Origin of the sequence: Mycobacterium decipiens (assembly GCF_963853665.1) — a bacterium.
In the GTDB taxonomy this organism is placed as follows: Bacteria; Actinomycetota; Actinomycetes; order Mycobacteriales; family Mycobacteriaceae; genus Mycobacterium; species Mycobacterium decipiens.
The window spans coordinates 1,240,280-1,262,327 of record NZ_OY970459.1 but is presented as its reverse complement, the minus strand read 5'-3'; the positions used below and the strand labels follow the sequence as shown (position 1 = coordinate 1,262,327).

Sequence of the window (22,048 nt, the reverse complement as noted above, 5' to 3'; positions counted from 1 at the left end):
CGAGATTTCGCAATCAGTTCACGCTCAGGGAGAAGATCTATGCCGCCAGATCGTCGACGTCGGGCGCCGACCCCGTCCCGGCACGCTTGTCCCGTCGCCAACCCCGCACGGTGGCAATCGCGGTCTTTAGCCCGCGGCGGCGTCCGGTCACCGGATCAGTACCCCCAAAACCCGGCCCCAGACCAGCGAACATCCGCTCACTGCGGGTCTCGGGCGCGTCATCAGCGTCGTCACGCAGGTACTTGTTCGGCAGCGACAGCTTGGCCAGCGTGCGCCACGTCTTGCCGTACTGCACCAAAAACGAGCCGGTGGTGTACGGCAAGTCGTACTTGTCACAGACCTCACGCACCCGCACCGAAATCCCGGCAAGCCGGTTGCTCGGCAGATCCGGATACAGGTGATGCTCGATCTGGTGGCACAAATTACCGCTCATGAACCGCAGCGCCGGCCCGGCATCGAAGTTCGCACTGCCCAACATCTGCCGCAGATACCACTGCCCCTTCGTCTCGCCAATCATGTCGGTCTTGGTGAACTTCTCGGCACCATCGGGGAAATGCCCGCAAAAGATCACCGCGTTGGACCACACGTTGCGGATCACGTTGGCCACCGCATTGGCGGTCAAGGTCGACCGATACGTCGCACCCGGCGACACCGAGGTCAACGCCGGAAACGCCACGTAGTCCTTGACCAGCTGCCGGCCGGCCTTGCCGAAGAACTCACGCAGCCGGACCTTGGCCGCTTCACGCTCGACCCGCCTCTTGAAGATGTTGCGGGCGTTCAAGTGCCGCAAAGCAATTCCCCACTCGAACCCGATCGCGAGAATGGCGTTGATCAGCAAGTTGAAAGTGTCGCGCCACTTCCATGGCTGGTCACGGGTGACGCGCACCATGCCGTAGCCGACGTCGTCATCCATGTCGAGGATGTTGGTGTACTTGTGGTGCACGAAGTTGTGGGTGTACCGCCACTGCTTGGATGTCCCGGCCATGTCCCACTCCCACGTCGAGGAGTGAATCTCGGGGTCGTTCATCCAGTCCCACTGGCCGTGCATGACGTTGTGGCCGATCTCCATGTTCTCGATGATCTTGGCCACGCCCAGGGTCAGCGTGCCGGCCCACCAGGCCGAGCGTCGCGAGCTGGCCGCCAGCAGTAGCCGGCCGGTCACCTCGAGCGCGCGCTGGGCGGCGATGGTGTGGCGGATGTAGCGGGCGTCGCGCTCGCCGCGAGACTCTTCAACGTCTTGGCGGATGGCATCCAGCTCAACGGCCAGGTTTTCGATGTCGGCGTCCGTCAGATGCGCGAATACATCGACGTCTGTGATCGCCATCGTTTGCCTTCCTGCAGTGATCTTGTAAGTTACCCGCCCCGGATCGGGGCGACACGAATTTGCCTCTCGGCACCAACCGCCCGATTATCCCATCGCTCGACAGTGGTCACCAGCGGGCCGATCCCGACGTGGCTCCGTTGGCGGCCGACGGGATCCCGGCGCTGACATCTGGGCCGTCAACGTCAGGCTCGGTTAGGCCGCAAGGTCGTCTGCGCCTGCCGCTGGTGGCGTCCCGGCACGCTTGCCGCGCCGCCAACCCCGCACGGTGGCAATCGCGGTCTTTAGCCCGCGGCGGCGTCCGGTCACCGGATCAGTACCCCCAAAACCCGGCCCCAGACCGGCGAACATCCGCTCACTGCGGGTCTCGGGCGCGTCATCAGCGTCGTCACGCAGGTACTTGTTCGGCAGCGACAGCTTGGCCAGCGTGCGCCACGTCTTGCCGTACTGCACCAAAAACGAGCCGGTGGTGTACGGCAAGTCGTACTTGTCACAGACCTCACGCACCCGCACCGAAATCCCGGCAAGCCGGTTGCTCGGCAGATCCGGATACAGGTGATGCTCGATCTGGTGGCACAAATTACCGCTCATGAACCGCAGCGCCGGCCCGGCATCGAAGTTCGCACTGCCCAACATCTGCCGCAGATACCACTGCCCCTTCGTCTCGCCAATCATGTCGGTCTTGGTGAACTTCTCGGCACCATCGGGGAAATGCCCGCAAAAGATCACGGCGTTGGACCACACGTTGCGGATCACGTTGGCCACCGCATTGGCGGTCAAGGTCGACCGATACGTCGCACCCGGCGACACCGAGGTCAACGCCGGAAACGCCACGTAGTCCTTGACCAGCTGCCGGCCGGCCTTGCCGAAGAACTCACGCAGCCGGGCCTTGGTCCCGCCGTCGGCTCGGCCCTTGAGGATCTTGCCGATCTCCAAGTGCTGCACCGCAACTCCCCACTCGAAGCTGATGGCGAGGATGGTGTTCCACACCAAATTGAGGATGTTGTAGCGCTTCCAGCGCTGGTCACGGGTGACCCGCAACATCCCGTAGCCGACGTCGTCATCCATACCGAGGATGTTGGTGTACTTGTGGTGCACGAAGTTGTGGGTGTACCGCCAGTGCTTGGAGGATCCACCCATGTCCCACTCCCACGTCGAGGAGTGAATCTCGGGGTCGTTCATCCAGTCCCACTGGCCGTGCATGACGTTGTGGCCGATCTCCATGTTCTCGATGATCTTGGCCACGCCCAGGGTCAGCGTGCCGGCCCACCAGGCCGAGCGTCGCGAGCTGGCCGCCAGCAGTAGCCGGCCGGTCACCTCGAGCGCGCGCTGGGCGGCGATGGTGCGGCGGATGTAGCGGGCGTCGCCCTCGCCGAGCGAGTCCTCAACGTCTTGGCGGATGGCATCCAGCTCAACGGCCAGGTTTTCGATGTCGGCGTCCGTCAGGTGCGCGAATACATCGACGTCTGTGATCGCCATCGTCCCCTCCCTGCCTCATGCGGTGCAGAACCTACGCTATCGTAACCTACGAATCCGTAAGTTACCTGTGGGTAACTTAAATGTCCAGCACGCAGTCGCCCGAGGCGGTCGACACGCAGGTCTGGACCCGGGTTCCGGGCTCATGCTCCTGGCCCGTTCGCAGATCCCGGACATGGCCTTCCACCAGGTCGACCACACACGATTGACAGATCCCCATCCGGCAGCCAAAGGGCATCTGCACACCGGCACCCTCACCCGCTTCCATCAGCGACGTGGCGGCATCGGCGACTACACGTTTGGCACTGCGGGCGAACGTGACCGCGCCTCCTGCCCCGGCGGGTGCCGCCTTGGACACCGCGAATCGCTCCAGGTGCAGCCGGTCGCTAATGCCCGCCGATGACCAGACCTTCTCGGCCTGGTTGAGCATGCCCTCCGGCCCGCACGCCCAGGTCTGGCGTTCGCGCCAGTCCGGCACCTGCTGACCGATCCGGGTCAGGTCCAGCCGGCCCTCGGCGCGCGTCTCCCGCACCGACAACCGATAACCGGGGTGGTCGACCGCCAGCGCGGCCAGCTCGGTACCGAACATCACGTCAGCTTCGGTCGGCGCCGAATGCACGTGTGCCACGTCAGTGATCTGATTGCGGCGCACCAACGTTCGAAGCATCGACATCACCGGCGTGATCCCCGACCCGGCAGTCAAGAACAGAATCGACGGCGGCGCCGGATCGGGTAGCACGAAATTGCCCTGCGGCGCGGCCAGCCGCACGATGGTCCCCGGCTTGACACCGGCCACCAAATGGCTGGACAGAAAGCCCTCCGGCATCGCCTTCACCGTGATGGTCACCGTGCGTGCGGACCCGGACGCCGCCGGGCTCGATGTCAGCGAATACGACCGCCAGCGCCAGCGCCCGTCGACCAGCAGCCCGATCCCGATGTATTGGCCCGGCTGGTAGTCGAAACCGAAACCCCAGCCCGGTTTGATGACCAGGGTCGCGGAGTCTTCCGTCTCCCGGCGAACCTCCAGGATGCGACCCCGCAGTTCCCGCGCGGACCACAGCGGATTCGCCAGGTGAAGATAGTCGTCGGGCAATAGTGGCGTCGTGATACGCGCGGCAATCTTGCGTAACGCATGCCAGCCTGGATGCCTGTCGGCTCCGGCGATGGTGGGGCGCCTGGTGTCGACGACGTTGGCGGTAACCGGCGCGTATTTCTTGCTCATAGGAAGCTCCTGCTCACCGTGCGGCCTTAAGCTTCCGCCCAGGTTGGAGACGGTTTCACGCCTATCCAATAAAGCTACGGTACCGTAACCTACGGTCCCGTATCTAGGGCCGGACGCACAGAATGCGTCACACTCGGGGCATCGTCAGAGCAGGTCAAGCAGGAACGGCAGCTCCTGGTTGGCGTACCAAGCGAGATCGTGGTCCTGGGCGTCACCGACAACCAGCTCAGCGTCCTCGTCACCAAGGTCAGCGGCATCGATGACCCCGATCGCCGCCGTCACAGCCGGCTCGGCACCGGCGTTGTCGACGTATGCGGCGACGACCTGAGCCATCGAAATTGGCCCGCCCAGTCTGACGACGGCGTCATCAAGATCGGGTCGGTACGTGGCGTCGTCGACCTCGGCGGCCAGCACCGTCCGTCGCGGCGGGAAGGTGCCAGGGGTGGTGCCGATGTCCATCGCTAGCAGGCGCAACGACGCCAACGCCGCCTCGCGCAGCGCCACCTCGGCAAGTTCCTCTTCGTCGCCCTCGGCATACGACTCACGCAGCGTCGGCGTCACGGCGAAGGCGGTGCCGTTGACCGGCCACAACGAACCATCGGCGACGAGTTCCCGCAGCATGGCCAGCGTGGCCGGAATGTAAACCTGCATCACCGGGCGAGTACCCGCTCGCTTGCGATCGCCACGGGGCTCATCCGGTGCCGACCCGCTGCGCCCGGCTCCACCGCGCTTGCGATCGCCACGAGGCTCATCCAGTGCCGACCCGCTGCGCCCGGCTCCACCGCGCTTGCGATCGCCACGCTAACCCCCGATCAACGTGGCCGCATAGTCGTCGACGTACGTCGACAATTCACGCGGCGGACGCTTGTAGTTGTCACTCACAATCGGCCGTTCCGGCAGCTTAACCTTTGGCTTTTCCACATCGCCGTAGTCGATCGTGGAAAGTAGGTGGGCCATCATGTTCAGCCGCGCGTGCTTCTTGATATTGGACTCCACTACATACCAGGGGCTGACGGGGGTGTCGGTATGCACCATCATCTGGTCCTTTGCGCGCGAATAGTCCTCCCACCGATACACCGATTCCAGGTCCATCGGGCTGAGCTTCCATTGCCGGACCGGGTCGCTCCGTCGCGCCTTGAACCGGCGTAGCTGTTCGGCCTCTGAGACTGAAAACCAGTACTTGCGAAGCAGAATCCCGTCGTCAATCAGCATCTGCTCGAAAATCGGGGTCTGCCGTAGAAACAGCGCATGCTCCTGCGGCGTACAGAAGCCCATGACTTTCTCGATACCCGCGCGGTTGTACCAGGACCGATCGAAGAGCACGATCTCCCCCTTGGCGGGCAGATGCGCGATATACCGCTGGTAGTACCACTGACCGCGTTCCCGGTCGGTGGGCACGGGCAATGCGGCTACGTGGGCGACCCGCGGGCTGAGGTATTCGGTGATCCGTTTGATGGCGCCACCCTTGCCGGCAGCGTCGCGCCCTTCGAAGATGACCACAAGACGCGCACCGGAATGCCGCACCCACTCTTGCAACTTCACGAATTCTGTTTGCAGCCGCAATAATTCGGCTTCGTAGACGGCGTTGGAGATCTTGCGTCGGGCCGGCACAGCTGACTTCTTTCCCTTCGCCTTCGCCGAGGCGCCGTCGTTGGTCGCGGTGCTCACATCAACGGATGTTATATCCACCCCAGCAATGTTGACCCCCAACAACTACCGAGAAGCCTCCAGAAGCTCGTCCAGTGCTTGACCCAGCAGCCCTGGCAGCAGATCGACATCGCTCATCGCGTCTCGGTCGGCATTGATCCCGAAATACAGCATGCCGTTGTACGACGTCACACTGATGGCCAGCGCATGGTTATGCAGCAGCGGCGGCACGGAGTAGGCCTCCAGCAGCTTGGTACCCGCAATGTACAGCTGCGACTGGGTTCCGGGGGCATTGGTGATCAACAGATTGAATAGCCGCGCCGAGAAAGTGGTGGCGACCTTGACACCCATGGCGTGCAAGGTGGCGGGCGCAAAGCCGGACAGTGTGACGATGGTCCTCGCATCGACCAGACTGGCGGCCGTCGGGTTCGATTCGGTGGCATGGGCGATTTGGGAAAGGCGCACCACGGTGTTGCGCTCCCCCACTGGGAGGTCAACCAAGAACGGCGTCACCTGGCTCATCGCTTGACCAGGACCGGTTGAGTCGAGCTGGTCATCGGCATACACCGATAGCGGAGCCATCGCCCGAATCGTCGCGGTCTGTGCCACCGCTTCGCCGCGTGACATCAGCCAGTTGCCCAGTGCGCCGGCGATCACCGTCAACACCACGTCGTGGATGTCGCAGTCGTAGCGAGCCCGTACAGTCCGGTAGTCCTCAAGACTTCCACTGGCTACCGTGAATCGCCGATTGCGCGACACCGTGGCATTGAGCGGACTACGCGGTGCCGTGCCACGTGCAACCGTACGCGCGATATCGAGAACCTTGCGGCCGGTGTCGACGAGTTGGCCAGAATTCGTTGCCAACCCGGTGATCGCAGATCCGACGGCCTGTAGCTGCGCCCCCGGTCGAACCAGCCAGTCACCCACCGCGCCCAGCAGCAGCCTGGTGGTGCCCGGGTCGCGTTCCGGGATCCAGATGTCTTCGGGAAACGGCGGTGGCCGCCGCGTCCGGTCGGCGATGACATGTCCAACCGCCAGTGCCGTTACCCCGTTGATCAGGGCTTGGTGCGACTTGGTGTACAGGGCAATGCGACTTTTATCCAGGCCCTCGACCAGATACATCTCCCACAACGGCCGCGACTTGTCCAACGGCCGCGCGGCCAGCCGCGCGATCAGGTCGTGCAGTTGATCGTCACTGCCCGGGGACGGCAGCGCCGACCGCCGGACGTGGTAGGTGATGTCGAAGTCGTGATCGTCGATCCACACCGGCCTGGCCAGGCCTAACTTCACTTCCTGGATTTTCTGCCGGTAACGCGGTATCTGCGGTAGCCGCTGTTCGACGGTTTCCAGCAAACTCTCATAGCTCAGACCGGCACGCGGGCGACGCAGGATTAACAGCAATCCGACATACATGGGGGTAGCAGTGTTTTCCAGCTGATAGAAGGCGGCGTCCGATGGAGACAACCGAGTAACCATTGCGGCCCTGCCCTCCTCGTCAATTCGTCGCGACGACCTACGCCGTCGCCCACGGTAACGGCCAGTCCGGGCACTTCACGGCGCGGGTACGCGCGAGCCTTCGTTGTGCGATGATGGCCGGCAACTAGAACACCGCACAACAGTCGTCTGCCACTCTCCAGCAGGCTCCCCATGCGATCGATGACTCTGGAGGGTGCCCGTTGACCATCAGTCGTATCGCGAACTCACCCGGCGACACCTTCGCCGTCACACCCGTCGTCGAGTACGAGCCACCACCGCGAAACATCCCGCCGTGCGGGCAATCATCCCACGCGGCGCCGCGGCCCCACACCCCGCATGTGGCTCGCCGACGAGCCCGACATCCTGCGGTCGGCGCGGCAGCGGTCGGGTCCGCGACCATGTCGCTGCCGATGCGCCAAGCGGCGATCTTCGCCGACGCGGCGCTGCGCCGAGTGCTGGAAGTCATCGACCGCCGCCGCCCGGTAGCCCAGCTGCGCCCGCTGCTCGCACCTAGCTTCGTCGACTCGGTGCTCTCGGTAAGCCGCACGGGCGCCGGACAAGAAGGCGCGGCAGTGCTGCGCCGCACGCGGCTCCAGCCGGTCGGGCGTGACACCCCGCAGAAGGCCGCCGAGGTCTTCGGCACCTACAGCCGCGGTGACCGGATCCACGCGATCGCCTGCCGCGTGGAGCAAGTGTCCGGTGGCAACGGAACCCGATGGCTGATGGTCGCCCTGCACATCGGTTGAGATCGCCCGCCGCTAGTTCGGCGTTGCGGTGGCGGCGGCCGGTAGCGGACCGCCGGTATACCGGGCCAGTACCGGACCCATGATCGCCATGACGAATACATACGACGTCGCCAGGGCGGCAACCCCCGGGATCGATGCACCGGCCAGTCCGATGATGATCATGGAGAACTCGCCCCTGGCAACGAGCGCCGTGCCGGCACGCAGCTGCCCACGCCGCGCCACGCCGTCCCGCCGAGCGGCGAACATCCCGGTGGCAACCTTCGTCGCCGCGGTGACAATGGCGAGAGTCAGGGCTACCGGAAGCACCGGAAGTAGCTCTCGTGGGTCAACCGACAGGCCGATGCCCAGGAAGAAGATCGCGGCGAAAAGATCACGAAGGGGACCCAGCACCGTGCGTGCCCGGTCAGCGGTTTCCCCGGTCAGGGTGAGGCCGACCAGAAACGCCCCGACGGCGGCCGATGCGTGCAGGGACTCGGCCACCGCCGCCACGATCAAGGTGACGCCAAGAACCCTCAGCAGCAGTTGCTCGGAATCGGGGTGGGTCACCAGGCGGCCGACGTGATGACCCCAGTGGTAGGACGCCGCGAACGCCACCAGTAGCGCGGTGACCGCGACGATCATGCCGGCTACCGCGTCCAGCCAGCGTCCGTCCGTCGCTAGAACCGCGAACAGCGGCAGGTAGGCCGCCATCGCGAAGTCTTCGAGGACCAGCACCGACAGCACGGCCGGTGTTTCCCGGTTACCGAGCCGGCGCAAGTCCTCCAGCAGGCGCGCGATGACGCCCGAGGAGGAGATATAGGTGACCCCGGCCAGGCCCAGGATCGCCGCGCCGTCCAAGCCCAAAAGCCAGCCCGCCACGGCACCGGGTGTGGCGTTGAGGACGATGTCGACACCGGCGGACGGTAGGTGGCGGCGCAGGCTGCTGGCGAATTCGGTCGCGGAGAACTCCAGACCCAAGGTCAGCAACAGCAAGACGATACCGATGGGCGCGCCCGTGGCGATGAACTCACCGGCGGCGGCTATCCCCAGGATGCCGCCATTGCCTAGCGAGAGACCCGCTAACAGATAGACCGGTATCGGGGACAACGCGAACCGCCGTGCGACTGCACCCAACACCGCGAGCACGGTCAACAGGACGCCGAGCTCGAATAGCAGCGCCCTCGAAATCTCCACCGGTTCAGCCGTTTTTAACGATCTGCTCGACCCCGGCGATCCCGTCTTCGGTGCCGATCACGATCAGGACGTCTCCCGCCCGCAGCGTTTCAGTCGGGTCCGGCGAGGCCAGCACGTCCTCGTCGCGCACGATCGCGACGATCGACGCGCCGGTCCGGGTGCGGGCCCGGGTGTCGCCCAGCGGCCGATCCACGAACAAGCTGCCCGGCCGGACGTGGATCTGCCCGGCCTCGAGCCCGGGCACTTCACGGGTCAACTCGGTGAACCGCTCGGCGATCCTGGGGGCGCCCAGAATCTGGGCCACCGTCTCGGCCTCTTCGTCGGTGAGGTGAAAGACCGGTTGGGCTTCGTCCGGATCCTCGCGGCCATACAGGACGACATCGAAATCGCCACCACGCCGCGCAATAATGCCGATCCGATCACCGCGATGACTGGTGAACTCGTACCGCAACCCGACGCCGGGTAGCAGCACCTCCTTGACGTCCATAGGGATCAATCCTTGACGAAATGCGGTCGAGATAGAAGCGGTATGGGCAATCTTGTTGCAGCTGAGCGTAGTTAGTTCTGGCGGGCAGATGAAAACACTCTAGCGTCGAGCAATTCAGCAAGCCGCCGCCGGTAGCGGTCTTCGCCCTACTCGTCGCCGCTGGACCCGAAAACTAGCTTCTCCGAACCGCTCCAGCCGGGTGCCACCGTGGCAGCGGGAGCAACATCGGCACGTCGCCCCGGTAGTCGCGGTATTGGTTGCCCAGCGCCGCCACCAGGTCACGCTCTTCCAGCTGCAAGGCAACCAGGATGTATGCGGTGGTGCCGATCGCGAAGAACAGATGCCCCGCTGTCATCGTAGGCGCTGCCCAGAACGCAACGAGGAATCCCAGCATGATCGGATGGCGCACCAGCCGATAAAACAACCGGACTCGAAAATCTATGTCCGTGTAGGGCTTTCCGCGCCAGGCCAAGTACACCTGCCGCAAGCCGAACAGGTCGAAATGATTGATCATGAAGGACGAGGCCAACACCGTCGCCCAGCCGAGCCAGAACAGCGTCCACACCGCCAGGCGGCCGGCTGGCTGTTGCACGTCCCAGATGACCGCCGGCATCGTTCGCCATTGCCAGTACAGCAGGACCAGCGCCGCGCTTGCCAACAACACGTAGGTGCTGCGCTCAATCGAGGGCGGCACGAATCGCGTCCACCACCGCTTGAATCCCGGCCGCGCCATCACGCTGTGCTGCACGGCGAACACACCCAGCAACACCATGTTGACCGCGACGGCCTGGCCGAACGGTGCTGCAATCCCGTGATCCACGGTCCGTGGCACCACGAGGTCGCCGACGAAACCAATCGCATACAAGAACGCCACCAGGAATGCCACGTAGCTTGCGGCGCCATACCCGATCGTCAAGTAACGCTTCATTCCACCATTGTCCGCCGCAACGCCGCGTTGGCCTATAGGCCGCCTGTCCCAACCTCGCCGGACTAGGCATTCACCAGACCATTGCGAAGCGCATACATGCTCGCCCCGATGCGGTTCGACACCCCGATTTTGGCGTAGGTTCGTTCGACATGGTTGCGGGCGGTCTTCTCACTGATCACCAAGGCCGCCGCGATCTCCTTGTTGGATGCGCCACGGGCGACCAGGCACAGCACTTCGATCTCCCTAGGGGTCAGACCGTCCGGCCGCGGGTTCGACCGTGCCCCAGGGTGCCCCGCGACGTGCAGCACCGCCTCGACGGCGACGGAGTCGAGCTCACCGGCTTGCGCCCGCGCGCGTAGCCGCCGGGCCGCCGAACCCGGTGATAGCTGCTCCCGATATGGCCTTGGCTCGCGGGCGGATTGGTAGCCGACTGCGGCGGCCAGGATGCGATCCGGCAGGCTCAACGCGCTCCCGGCAAGAGCGCGTGGATAGCCCGAGCCGTTGGGGCATTCATGGTGATTGCCGGCGACCTCCGCCAAGTCACGAAGCCCGCGGACCTGGTTGAGGATCCGCACCGTGAAGTACGGATGCAGCCGCACACGCTCGAATTCGGCCGCGGTCAACGACCCTTGCCTGGACCAGATTTGATTCGACACTCCGATGCGGCCGAGATCGTGAACGTGACCGGCACGTCGGGTCAATGCGGCCGCGTCGCCGTCCAACCCGGCGGCCAGTGCGGCGTCGCCGGCGAGCCGGGCCACGGCTCGCGAATGCCCAAGGGTGAACGGGCACTTTAGATCGACGAAGTCACCCAGCGCAACGAGCAGCGTGTCCAGCGACTGGTCATCAAGGGGCTGCTGGTGATCCGGCGCGGCGCGCACGGCCGCCGCCCACGCGTCCCCGGTCGGCGGGCCGGCCAGGATTCCCGCGGCATCGTTTAGGAAGACGTCGACCACCTCGGGATCGAACTGCCCGCCCCGCCGAGCGCGAGCCATCGCAGTCGCACCCTCCACACCGTAGGTACGGTGGTGAACTTCCGCCATTTCGGCGAGCTGAGCTACCCGCATCTGGATCGGGATCGCGTCACCGTGGGCGCCGGTGGGCAGGCCGGAGCCGTCGTAACGCTCGAACGCAAACGCCAGTGCCGCTTGCACGTTGGGGCCCAGTCCGATTCGATCGGCCAGCAGAGCCGCAGACGTGCAGTGCGAGTGGATCATCTGGGACAGCTGGCCGCGCGCGTTGACCAATAGCGTTGCCATCATGCTCAACCGGTGCAGCAGCGGCTGGCCGCGTCCGATATTGGTTGCCAGGAACCGCATATACGGCAGCCCGGACCAGTCGACCAAATAGGAATCGTGGCGGACGGCGATGTCGTCGCCGAACCATCGCGCGTATTCGTGGGAGTCGGCGTGACATCCGATCCACATGATCAGCGTCGTGTAGTACACGCAATCCCGCTGCTGGTGGCTGAGTCCGAGTCGATCGGCGAGCCTGGTCGCAATCAGCGCGGCCCGCAGCATGTGCTCGGCGGGCTGTCCCAGGCCGAGGTCGATCGCCACCGAGAGCGCCGCCAGCAGCTCGGCGCGAGTAGGCAGTTCCGAAGACTCGACCGGACGAGACGCCATTGCATCATTGTGCCCACGTCGCGGGCCGGGTTCAGCGAATCGCGACAGTGCGCCGGACGGCATGATGACGGCCCGCATCGAACGTTTCGAAATGGCCGGAGCCCACAACGAACAGGCCCCGTTGTGGTGGCCGGAAGCTGGCCAGCCGGGCTTGACGATCCAGCGGTCCAACCGGTCCGAGGTCGGCTCCCAGCAACACGGCGCGCGACCGGGCCACCCCCCACACCCACTTTGGCGCGATCATGAATCGCTGACCGTTCGGGGCGGTTCCGGCCAGCCGGACCCGTCCGGCCCGCAGCATCGGACCCGCAGCGCGGCCCAGCGCAGCCAGGACCACCCGGTTGGTCCACGCCGTGGCCGGCAATCGGGCGCCAATGCGGCTCATCAGCCGCGTCGACAGGGTTGCGCGGATATCGATCTCCCACTCAACAAGTCCCTCGATCCCGACGAACAACGACCACGGGGTGACCCATGCGACGTCGATCTCACACTGGACGGCGTCGTGGGACGTCGCCGAACTGAAATAGCGGGCACAGCTCTGCGGCCCCGGGGTCGTCGCGTAGAACGTCCACGCGCCGTCGGGATCACGATGCCAGACCGATCGGTAGCCGGGCGAGAAGGATGTCGCCGGAAAATGCCGCAGAGCGAGATAGTGCCCGCTGGCGAAGGGAAGGCCCATCACGCCGAAACCGACGAATCGTTCGTCATCGCCGGCGGGCAGCCTGGGGTCGCGCAGGATTGCGGTGGCAGCGTCCAAGGGTGTTCGTGGCGTTGTCATACCTGGATGCTGTACGCCTAACGGTGGACGCGCATGAGGCGGGTGCCTCAACTTCGAGGCCCCAAACTCGGGAATGTCACGTTGGCCGCAGTGGCCACATGGGGCATCCACGCACCACGGGTTTGCCGCGGTGCGGCCCCTAGCGCTTCTTCGCCGATTTCGGCGGCTTGGGACCCCGGCCTTGCCGACGCGCGGCTTCGCGCCGCTCGCGCCGGCTCGCACCAGCCGGAACGCCGGCCGGCGTCTTCTCGGCCGCACCGCCGTTGCGCTGCACCTGAGTCGAACCGTCCTCCGCCGGACCGGAATAGGTCAGCGCGGGCGACTCGTTGGCAATGCCCTTGGTGCGCAACGCGGCCCCTTCGCGCGCGGGGCCACCGACAGCTCCACGTTGCTGCGCGGCGGTAGCGGCCGCCGCAGCGAATTCGGCAAGCTGCTGGGGTTCGTCGACTGGGGCGACCTCCGGGGCCGGGACCGCCTCCACGGTGACGTTGAACAGGAAACCGACGGATTCCTCTTTCATGCCGTCGAGCATGGCCATGAACATGTCGTAGCCCTCGCGCTGGTACTCCACCAACGGATCGCGCTGCGCCATCGCACGCAGCCCGATGCCCTCCTTGAGGTAGTCCATCTCGTAGAGGTGCTCACGCCACTTGCGGTCGATGACGTTGAGCAGCACGTTGCGCTCCAGCTGGCGCATCGCACCCTCGCCGGCGATTTCCTCCAGCTCGGCTTCCCGTGCGGCATAAGCACGTTCGGCGTCGCCGATGAGCTCCTCGAGCAACTCATCGCGGGTCAGCTCGTCGCGGTCGAACTCCTGGTCCCTGCGGGTCAGCGAGTCGGCCGTGATCCCGACCGGGTAGAGCGTCTTGAGCGCCCGCCACAACGCGTCCAGATCCCAATCCTCGGCATAGCCTTCGGTGGTCGCGCCGTCGACGTAGGCGGTGATGACGTCTACGAGCATGTCCTTGGCCTGCTGCTGCAGGTTCTCGCCTTCGAGAATCCGGCGACGTTCGGCGTAGACGACCTTGCGCTGCTGGTTCATCACCTCGTCGTACTTGAGGACGTTTTTGCGGACCTCGAAGTTCTGCTGCTCGACTTGGGTCTGGGCGCTCTTGATGGCCCGGGTGACCATCTTGGCTTCGATCGGCACGTCGTCGGGCAGGTTCAGCCGGGTCAGCAGCGTCTCCAGCGCGGCACCGTTGAATCGGCGCATGAGTTCGTCGCCCAGCGACAAATAGAAGCGCGACTCCCCCGGGTCGCCTTGGCGGCCGGAGCGGCCGCGCAATTGGTTGTCGATGCGCCGCGACTCGTGACGCTCGGTGCCCAGCACGTACAGGCCGCCGGCCTCGATCACTTCGGCGGCCTCCTTGCCGGCCTCCTCCTTGACCAGCGGCAGCTCCTCGTGCCAGGCCCCCTCGTAGTCGTCGGGCGTGTCCACCGGATCCAGTCCACGGGCACGCAGTCGCAGGTCAGTCAGAAAGTCGACGTTGCCGCCCAGCACGATGTCGGTGCCGCGCCCGGCCATGTTGGTGGCGACGGTGATGGCGCCCCGACGGCCCGCCTCGGCGATGATGGCCGCCTCTTGCTCGTGATACTTCGCGTTGAGCACGTTGTGCGGGATGCGCCTCTTGGTGAACTGCCGCGAAAGGTACTCCGAGCGTTCCACGCTGGTGGTGCCGATCAGCACCGGCTGGCCCTTGTCGTAGCGCTCGGCGACGTCGTCGACCACCGCGATGTATTTGGCTTCCTCGGTCTTGTAGATGAGGTCGGATTGGTCTTCGCGAATCATCTCTTTATTGGTCGGGATGGTGACCACGCCCAGCTTGTAGATCTCGTGCAGTTCGGCCGCCTCGGTCTGGGCGGTGCCGGTCATGCCGGCTAGCTTGTCGTACAGGCGGAAATAGTTCTGCAGCGTAATGGTGGCCAGCGTCTGGTTCTCCGCCTTGATCTCGACGTGCTCCTTGGCCTCGATGGCCTGGTGCATGCCTTCGTTGTAGCGGCGGCCGATCAGCACACGACCGGTGAACTCGTCGACGATGAGCACCTCGCCGTCGCGGACGATGTAATCCTTGTCGCGGCTGAACAGCTCCTTGGCCTTCAGCGCGTTGTTGAGGTAGCTGACCAACGGGGAGTTGGCGGCCTCATAGAGGTTGTCGATACCGAGCTGGTCTTCGACAAACTCCACGCCCTTTTCGTGTACGCCGACGGTGCGTTTGCGCAGGTCGACCTCGTAGTGGGTGTCCTTTTCCATCAGCGGCGCCAACCGGGCGAACTCGGTGTACCAGTTGGAGGCGCCGTCGGCCGGACCGGAGATGATCAGCGGTGTGCGGGCCTCGTCGATCAGGATCGAGTCGACCTCGTCGACGATGGCGTAGTTGTGCTCGCGCTGCACCAGATCGTCGAGCGAGTGCGCCATGTTGTCGCGCAGGTAGTCGAAGCCGAACTCGTTGTTCGTGCCATAGGTGATGTCGGCGTTGTAGGCGATGCGCCGCTCATCGGGCGACATCTGGGCCAGGATCACGCCGACCTCCAGGCCGAGGAAGCGGTGTACCCGGCCCATCCACTCGCTGTCGCGTTTGGCCAGGTAGTCGTTGACGGTGACGATGTGCACGCCCTTGCCGCCGATGCCGTTGAGGTAGGCGGGCAACACGGAGGTCAGGGTCTTGCCCTCACCGGTCTTCATCTCGGCGACGTTGCCCAGGTGCAGCGCGGCCGCACCCATCACCTGCACGTCGAACGGCCGCTGGTCGAGCACCCGCCAGGCCGCTTCGCGGGCCACCGCGAACGCTTCGGGCAGCAGATCGTCGAGGCATTCGCCGTCGGCGTGTCGCTTCTTGAACTCGTCGGTCTTTGCCCTCAGTTCGGCGTCGGTCAGCTTCTCGACGTCGTCGGACAAGGTACCGACATAGTCGGCCACCTTCTTGAGGCGCTTGACCATGCGACCTTCACCGAGGCGCAGCAATTTCGACAGCACAGCTATGTCCCCGTCTGGGTAGGAGTCTCTAGATAAGGCGACTCCCATGGTAGGTGACGACCCGGTGATGACCGCCGATCACGCCAAACGGATCAAGCCGTAATCGTAGGCGTGCCGGCGGTAGACCACCGACGGCCGCTCGGTGTCCTTGTCGTAGAACAAAAAGAAGTCGTGTCCGACCAGCTCCATCTCGTAGAGCGCGTCGTCGACCGACATCGGCTTGGCCGGGTGTTCCTTGGTCCGAACGATCCGCCCCGGCTCGTGATTGACGACGGCGCCGTCATGATCGTGTGACTCGGCCGGCCTGTTGTTGAAGCCCTGTTCCGGCGCCGGCACCATCGCAGTGGCCTCGGCCAGCGAAACCGGGGTCTTGTCGCCGTAGTGCACCTTGCGGCGATCCTTACCACGGCGCAGCCGGCCCTCCAGTTTGACGACCGCTGATTCAAGTGCGGCGTAGAAGCTGTCGGCGCACGCCTCACCGCGCACCACCGGCCCTCGCCCGCGCGCAGTGATCTCCACGCGCTGACAGGACTTGCGCTGGCGGCGGTTACGTTCATGGTCGAGTTCGACGTCGAACAGGTAGATGGTTCGGTCGAGCCGCTCCAAGCGGGCGAGCTTCTGCGCAACGTAGATGCGGAAGTGGTCGGGGATCTCGACGTTGCGGCCCTTGAACACGATCTCGGCGTTCGATTTCGGTTCGGCCTGCTCCTTGGTGGCAACCGATTGGTCCAGAACCTGACCCGCATCCACGGCTAGCCTTGACATACGTGACAACTCGTTTCTCTTTCCACGTCACACGCGCCCTGCGTGCCTGGCCTTCAGATGCGCGCCGACGGGGGTAGGAGCGGTGAGGAGAAAGTCACCGCCGCAGGCTGCCCGCCGGAGCAAGATGTCGAATACTCACCTCCTACCGCGGGTGCCAATCCAACCAGGGAAGTCGCGATCGTGAGTCATTAAAACCTGACCTCGACGTTAGCCCGTGTTCGCCTCACCGTGCCACCAAATTGTCCGACCTGTTTCGAGTTCTTCATGTTCTCTTGGCAACTTCACCGGTTTAGCCGAATGCTAACCGCTTTCCAGGCTGCCAGGCATCGCGGGCCGTCCAAGGCCAGGCCAGCAGATCCTCACGCCGCCGCGATCGCCAACACGGCACCCACCCGCACACCGCCAGCCTGCAGGACCCGAACCGACTCGCGCGCCGTCGCGCCGGTGGTGACGATGTCGTCGACGATCACGACCTCGTTGCGCGGCCCCTGCCCCCGTAGCCGCACCCGCCCCGCGATGTTGCGCTCGCGCGCGGACGTACCAAGGCCTACCGAGTCGCGGGCCAACCCCCTCATCCTCAGCGCCGGGGCCACGGTGATGTCGCGGTGGCGCCCAAGGGCGGTCCCGGCGATCCGCGCCATCCGGGTGACCGGGTCACCACCGCGCCGTCGCGCCGCCCACCCACGCGTCGGGGCGGGCACGATCGTCAGCGGGTTCTCGACCATGCCCCAGGACAACAGGCGGTCGACACCGACGGCCAGTGCGCACGCGAGTGGCACCACGAGGTCGCGACGGCCGTGCTCCTTCATCGCGAGGATCGCCTGACGACGGGCGCCCGCGTACCGACCGAGCGCGAAAACCGGCACCTTGGGGTCGACGCGGGGGTTCACCACCTGCGGTTCACCGGCAGCCACCGACAGCTCAGCGGCGCACGCGGCACACCAGCGAGTCGCCGGCGCACCGCAACCGCCGCATTCCAGCGGCAGGATTAGGTCGAGCACATTAGAAGTTTCGCGGTCACCGGTGACAACAGCGCTCTCAATCGGAGCCCCTCAGCAGCGGCGGCCACGCAAAACTGAGCGCGCCCTGGCTCAACTGGGTGATCACGTTCTCCAGGTGCCGCAGCGGCAGCTCCGTGCGCCACTCCGGCAGGAGAGCAGACAGCTGCAGGGAATCCACTCCGAGGCTGACGGCGGTGATGCGCAGCCCGTGCGGCAGCTCAGGCAATGGCACCCGGTAGGCGGGTGTCCGGGTCGGCAGCGTCCACCGCCGTCGACCGGCTATCACCGTGCGCGGTCGCAGCCACAAGGTCGTACCCACCACGTCGACGTCTACCTCAAGACCGCCCCACTCGGGCCGGTGCGCCCAGCGCAGCCGGGCCGCGCCACCCCCGGACAACTCACCGCGTAGCCACGGCGCCGCTTGGCGCAGCACATCATCGAAAATCTCTGTCGGTAGTGCGGATGACAGCTCGACGGGAGCCGCAATCACCACCGGCGGCACACCCGGACGGATGTGCACGTTGCGCAGGACGGCAACCGCGCTCCGCAGATGATGGTGGTCCCATCTGACGTCTTGGGCGGCGACCCGGACCTCGCCGAGTTGACCGACGGCCAGCCCCTGCGGTTCGAGCGCAGCGTCCAGCTCGGTGACGGTCAGCACCACGTCGTGGTCCCCTATCCGAACCGTGACTTCCTTGCCGATGAGCAGCTGCTGCAAGGTCGTGAACAACGTCCGGTACGGCGCCGCAACTGCCTGAGCGGCTCCCGCGCTGACCAGCGACATACCGGTCGACGACCAGAGCGAGCCCAGCACGTCCAACGCACGGAAGGGGTCATCCCAACGCAGTCGGGGAACTCTCGGCGACATCGGCTAGCGCCTCCTCACTGCGAGGGTAGCCGGTGCGGTCAGCTCGCGAAAAACGCAGGCACAGTACTCATCCGGGCAACACCGGCGCCGCCCCGGCCACCATCAGCCCGGATACCTCCGACCAGCCCTGTCGGCTTTCGGCAGACGCAGAGTACATCAGCACCCCTCGCGGGCCGGCCACATACACCGTCGACGGGTTGGCCGCGATCGCGGTCAGTGGAGTTTGCAATCCACGCGCCGGCGCGTCAGAGTTCACCCCGTCGAGGTTCACATAGGACACCGGGTGGGCGGCGTCGGTGCGGGTCACCACGATGTCGTCACCGGTTCGCCAGGATAGTGACACCACCGAGGAACCCAGCCCGAACCCCAGCCGCCTGGGATAGGTCAGGGCGAACTGGCCGGCCTGGGTCTGCTCGACGCCGGCGAGGATCACCTGCCCACCGATCACCATCGCGGCGCGAGTCCCGTCCCGGGAGAGCTGAAGGTCGTTGATCGCCCCGGGGAAACGGCTGGCCACGGCGGTCGAATCCACCGGAATCCGCGCCGGCTGCCCCGAGGCCGGTTCCTGAATCGCCCGCAGCACGACGTTGGTGTCGACCACCACCCAGACCGCATCGTCCAGCGACCAGCTGGGCCGCGACAGGTTGCGGCCGTCGGCGGACTGCACCGCCTCGCCGCCAAGATCACCGATCCACAGAGACGCCGCCGCGTCCGGGGCGCCGCGCCGCAGCGTCACCACCGACGCCACCTGGCGACCGCTGCGTGATAAGGCGGCCGCGGTCTGGTCCGGCATCTGCCCGAAGGCGCCGGGCAGGGTGGTGGCACTCTGACCGTCCACCGCCACCAGTGACCCGTTCACCAAGGCGTGCAGCCCCGCGCCCGCGCCGTCGGCCACGCCCGGGTCGGTGGCGGCGACATCCGACGTCGTCCAGCCCTCGGCAAACCTGTCTTCCAGCGGGGCGCCATCGGCGTTGATCACATATGGCCCCCTGATGTCTGCCCTGGCTAACGTCCAGATGATCTGTGCGGCAAGCAATTGCCTGCTGTGTGGATCGGTGGTGGACAGCTTCTCCAGATCGACACGCGCACCGCCGTAACCGCGGCCGATTCCGTTCTTGCCGCCGTCGGCCCGGGTCACCGGCCCGCGCAGCCGCAGCGGCGGTGCAAGCAGATTGCGCACCGTATGCGCCATCTCCGGACGTGGACCTGCCAGCAGTTTGGAGACGAGTTCCGTAGCCAACTGATCATGGTCGGACACCGCGACGTAGCGCGGGTCGGGAACCACGGTCTTGCCGGTGGGGTCGGCGAAGTACAGCGTGTTGCGCTTGTAGGTCGCCTGGAACTGCTGCCAGTCCAGGAAAACCCCGTTGGGCAGGCGTTCGATGCGCCAGCCACCGGACGTCTTAACCAACTCGATCGGACCCGGATCTGGCAATTGACCCTCGGCGGTCTCGAACACCCCCATGTCCGAGAGCGAGCCGAGGATGTCTGCCCGCATGGTCACCGAAACCTTTTCAGCACTGCGGGTTTCGACGAAAACCACGTGGTCGATCAACATTGCGCTACCGGCGTCGTCCCACGCGTTGGAAGCGGATTGGGTGAGGAATTGACGCGCCGCCAGATGCCGGTTGGCCGGATCGGCTGTGGCCTTGAGGAACTCGCGCAGCAGCACATCGGGATCCATGCCCGGGGTCGGTTTGGGCAGATTCGACGGCGCGGGACGCTCGACGGTTCCGATGGCTTGCGGGGCCGAGGTGCTGGGCACACTCGCACAGCCGGCGAGCACCACGCCCAGGAACAGCAGGGCTACCAGTCGCCGCATCAACCGCTCCGCTCCGCGTGCTCGCGTGGGCGCTGACGCTCCTTGTGCGCAGGTGCGATCGGTTGCGGATTCGGCTGCGGGATCGGTTGCGGAGCCGGCTGCGGGATCGGCTTCATGGGCAGCGGGCTGGTGGTGACCTTGTGGCCGCGGACCAGGGGAAGCGTCAACCGGAAGCAAGCACCCTCGCCCGGCTCGCCCCACGCTTCCAGCCGGCCCTGGTGTAGTCGTGCGTCCTCGATGCTGATCGCCAAACCCAGCCCGGTGCCCCCGGACCGCCGGACCCGCGACGGATCCGAGCGCCAGAACCGGCTGAACACCAGCTTCTCCTCACCCGGCCGCAGCCCGACGCCGTAGTCGCGCACCGTGACGGCGACCGTGTCTTCGTCGGCGGCCATCCGGATCCGCACCGGATTGTGTTCGGCATGGTCGATGGCATTGGCGATCAGATTGCGCAGTATCCGTTCCACCCGGCGCGCATCGACCTCCGCGATCACCTCCTCGGCGGGCAAATCCACCAACAACTCGATGCCGGTCTCCTCGGCCAGGTGGCCCACATTGCCGAGCGCGTTTTTCACCGTCGTGCGCAAATCGACCGCCTCGACGGACAGCTCGGCCACCCCGGCGTCGTGCCGCGAAATCTCCAGCAGGTCGTTGAGCAGCGTCTCGAACCGGTCCAGCTCGCTGACCATCAACTCGGTGGACCGCCGCAAGGTCGGGTCGAGGTCGGAGCTGTGGTCGTAGATCAGGTCGGCGGCCATCCGCACGGTGGTCAGCGGCGTGCGCAGTTCGTGGCTGACATCGGAGGTGAAGCGGCGCTGTAGGTTGCCGAACTCCTCAAGCTGGGTGATCTGTCGAGACAGGCTCTCGGCCATGTCATTGAACGACACCGCCAGCCGGGCCATGTCATCTTCACCGCGCACCGGCATGCGTTCGGACAGATGCCCCTCAGCGAACCGTTCGGCGATCCGTGACGCCGACCGCACCGGCACCACCACCTGACGCGAGACCAGTAACGCGATACCGGCGAGCAGAACCAGCAGCACCAGGCCGCCGGTGGCCATCGTGCCGCGCACCAGCGTGATCGTGGCCTGCTCGTTCGCCAGGGGAAATATCAGGTAAAGCTCCAGGTTGGGCACCCGTGACGAAGTCGGAGTCCCAATGATCAGAGCCGGCCCGGAGAAACCTTCGGTCAGCACCGTGGCGTACTGGTAGGCAGCCTGTCCGGCCTTGACGAAGCCGCGCAGCGCGTTGGGCACCTGATCGACGGGCCCGGCGGTCGAGGCAGCGCGCGGCCCATCACCCGGCACCATCAACACCGCATCGAAGGCACCGGCGAGACCGGCGCCCGAGGCGGGGTCGGTTTTCGACGTCAGGGTGTTGCGCGCAAGTTGCAGGCTGCTGTCCAGTGAGCGGGTCTCTTCACCGTTGACGATCCCACTAACGGTGGTGCGTGCCCGCTCGATCTGGTCGATCGCGGCCCTGACCTTAATGTCCAGGACGCGGTTGGTGACCTGGCTGGTCAGCACAAAGCCAAGCGCCAGAATAACCGCCAACGAGAGGCCAAGGGTCAGCGCCACGACTCGCAGCTGCAGCGATCGGCGCCACGCGACAGCCACGGCTCGACTCAGCGCACTCAAGCCGCGCGTCATAGGTCCAGAGCGCCCCCAGCGACCCCGAATGCGTCGCCGCGAGCCCAACATCAAAGGCGCCGCTCCTCCTCTCGACGCTCTGCATCGTCA

18 protein-coding genes are annotated in these 22,048 nt (G+C 65.5%); 1 reads left to right on the top strand and 17 read right to left on the bottom strand.

Annotated elements, in window-relative coordinates:
* Positions 1-37: 37 nt before the first annotated feature.
* The 6 genes from AADZ55_RS05785 to AADZ55_RS05760 form a co-directional block, all read right to left on the bottom strand.
* A complete protein-coding gene (locus AADZ55_RS05785) occupies positions 38-1,324 on the bottom strand; it encodes a fatty acid desaturase family protein (protein ID WP_085323263.1) in 1,287 nt (428 codons plus the stop codon).
* A gap of 192 nt (positions 1,325-1,516) precedes the next feature.
* Positions 1,517-2,800 (bottom strand): fatty acid desaturase family protein, encoded by a 1,284-nt coding sequence (locus AADZ55_RS05780; protein WP_085323262.1) that lies wholly within the window; start codon positions 2,798-2,800, stop codon positions 1,517-1,519.
* Positions 2,801-2,876: 76 nt separating this feature from the next.
* The gene (locus AADZ55_RS05775; protein WP_085323261.1) at positions 2,877-4,019 is read right to left on the bottom strand and encodes a ferredoxin reductase; all 1,143 of its coding nucleotides are present in this window, start codon (positions 4,017-4,019) and stop codon (positions 2,877-2,879) included.
* 144 nt (positions 4,020-4,163) lie between these two features.
* Positions 4,164-4,673 (bottom strand): DUF6912 family protein, encoded by a 510-nt coding sequence (locus tag AADZ55_RS05770; RefSeq protein ID WP_085323260.1) that lies wholly within the window; start codon positions 4,671-4,673, stop codon positions 4,164-4,166.
* 147 nt (positions 4,674-4,820) lie between these two features.
* Positions 4,821-5,687: a polyphosphate kinase 2 gene (ppk2, locus tag AADZ55_RS05765; RefSeq protein WP_207568999.1), complete on the bottom strand. Its 867-nt coding sequence runs from the start codon at positions 5,685-5,687 to the stop codon at positions 4,821-4,823.
* Between the two features lie 45 nt (positions 5,688-5,732).
* Complete coding sequence (locus AADZ55_RS05760) at positions 5,733-7,142, bottom strand: WS/DGAT/MGAT family O-acyltransferase (RefSeq protein ID WP_085323258.1); 1,410 nt, start codon at positions 7,140-7,142, stop codon at positions 5,733-5,735.
* Positions 7,143-7,342: 200 nt separating this feature from the next.
* Here AADZ55_RS05760 and AADZ55_RS05755 point away from each other — a divergent pair, with 200 nt between their 5' ends.
* Positions 7,343-7,888: an Rv3235 family protein gene (locus AADZ55_RS05755; protein ID WP_085323257.1), complete on the top strand. Its 546-nt coding sequence runs from the start codon at positions 7,343-7,345 to the stop codon at positions 7,886-7,888.
* Between the two features lie 12 nt (positions 7,889-7,900).
* Here the strand turns inward: AADZ55_RS05755 and AADZ55_RS05750 are convergent, their stop codons facing one another.
* The 11 genes from AADZ55_RS05750 to mtrB all read right to left on the bottom strand — a co-directional run bounded on the left by AADZ55_RS05750 (position 7,901) and on the right by mtrB (position 22,012).
* A complete protein-coding gene (locus AADZ55_RS05750) occupies positions 7,901-9,061 on the bottom strand; it encodes a cation:proton antiporter (RefSeq protein ID WP_085323256.1) in 1,161 nt (386 codons plus the stop codon).
* A 4-nt stretch (positions 9,062-9,065) separates the two neighbouring features.
* A complete protein-coding gene (locus tag AADZ55_RS05745) occupies positions 9,066-9,548 on the bottom strand; it encodes a cation:proton antiporter regulatory subunit (protein WP_085323255.1) in 483 nt (160 codons plus the stop codon).
* 172 nt (positions 9,549-9,720) lie between these two features.
* Positions 9,721-10,476 (bottom strand): methanethiol S-methyltransferase, encoded by a 756-nt coding sequence (gene mddA / locus AADZ55_RS05740; protein ID WP_085323254.1) that lies wholly within the window; start codon positions 10,474-10,476, stop codon positions 9,721-9,723.
* Positions 10,477-10,538: 62 nt separating this feature from the next.
* The gene (locus AADZ55_RS05735; RefSeq protein WP_085323446.1) at positions 10,539-12,101 is read right to left on the bottom strand and encodes an HD domain-containing phosphohydrolase; all 1,563 of its coding nucleotides are present in this window, start codon (positions 12,099-12,101) and stop codon (positions 10,539-10,541) included.
* A 31-nt stretch (positions 12,102-12,132) separates the two neighbouring features.
* On the bottom strand, positions 12,133-12,879 hold the full coding sequence (locus AADZ55_RS05730) for a hypothetical protein (protein WP_085323253.1): 747 nt from the start codon (positions 12,877-12,879) through the stop codon (positions 12,133-12,135).
* Positions 12,880-13,018: 139 nt separating this feature from the next.
* Complete coding sequence (gene secA, locus AADZ55_RS05725) at positions 13,019-15,853, bottom strand: preprotein translocase subunit SecA (RefSeq protein WP_085323252.1); 2,835 nt, start codon at positions 15,851-15,853, stop codon at positions 13,019-13,021.
* A gap of 78 nt (positions 15,854-15,931) precedes the next feature.
* Positions 15,932-16,603, bottom strand: coding sequence for a ribosome hibernation-promoting factor, HPF/YfiA family (gene hpf, locus AADZ55_RS05720; protein WP_085323251.1), 672 nt, complete (start codon positions 16,601-16,603; stop codon positions 15,932-15,934).
* Positions 16,604-16,977: 374 nt separating this feature from the next.
* Positions 16,978-17,619, bottom strand: coding sequence for a ComF family protein (locus tag AADZ55_RS05715; protein ID WP_085323250.1), 642 nt, complete (start codon positions 17,617-17,619; stop codon positions 16,978-16,980).
* A gap of 37 nt (positions 17,620-17,656) precedes the next feature.
* Complete coding sequence (locus tag AADZ55_RS05710; protein ID WP_085323249.1) at positions 17,657-18,487, bottom strand: hypothetical protein; 831 nt, start codon at positions 18,485-18,487, stop codon at positions 17,657-17,659.
* Between the two features lie 67 nt (positions 18,488-18,554).
* Entirely contained in the window at positions 18,555-20,309 is a 1,755-nt protein-coding gene (gene lpqB, locus AADZ55_RS05705; RefSeq protein ID WP_085323248.1) for an MtrAB system accessory lipoprotein LpqB, read from the bottom strand.
* Entirely contained in the window at positions 20,309-22,012 is a 1,704-nt protein-coding gene (mtrB, locus tag AADZ55_RS05700; protein WP_085323247.1) for a two-component system sensor histidine kinase MtrB, read from the bottom strand. Before mtrB ends, lpqB begins: the two co-directional genes overlap by 1 nt.
* Positions 22,013-22,048: the final 36 nt, after the last annotated feature.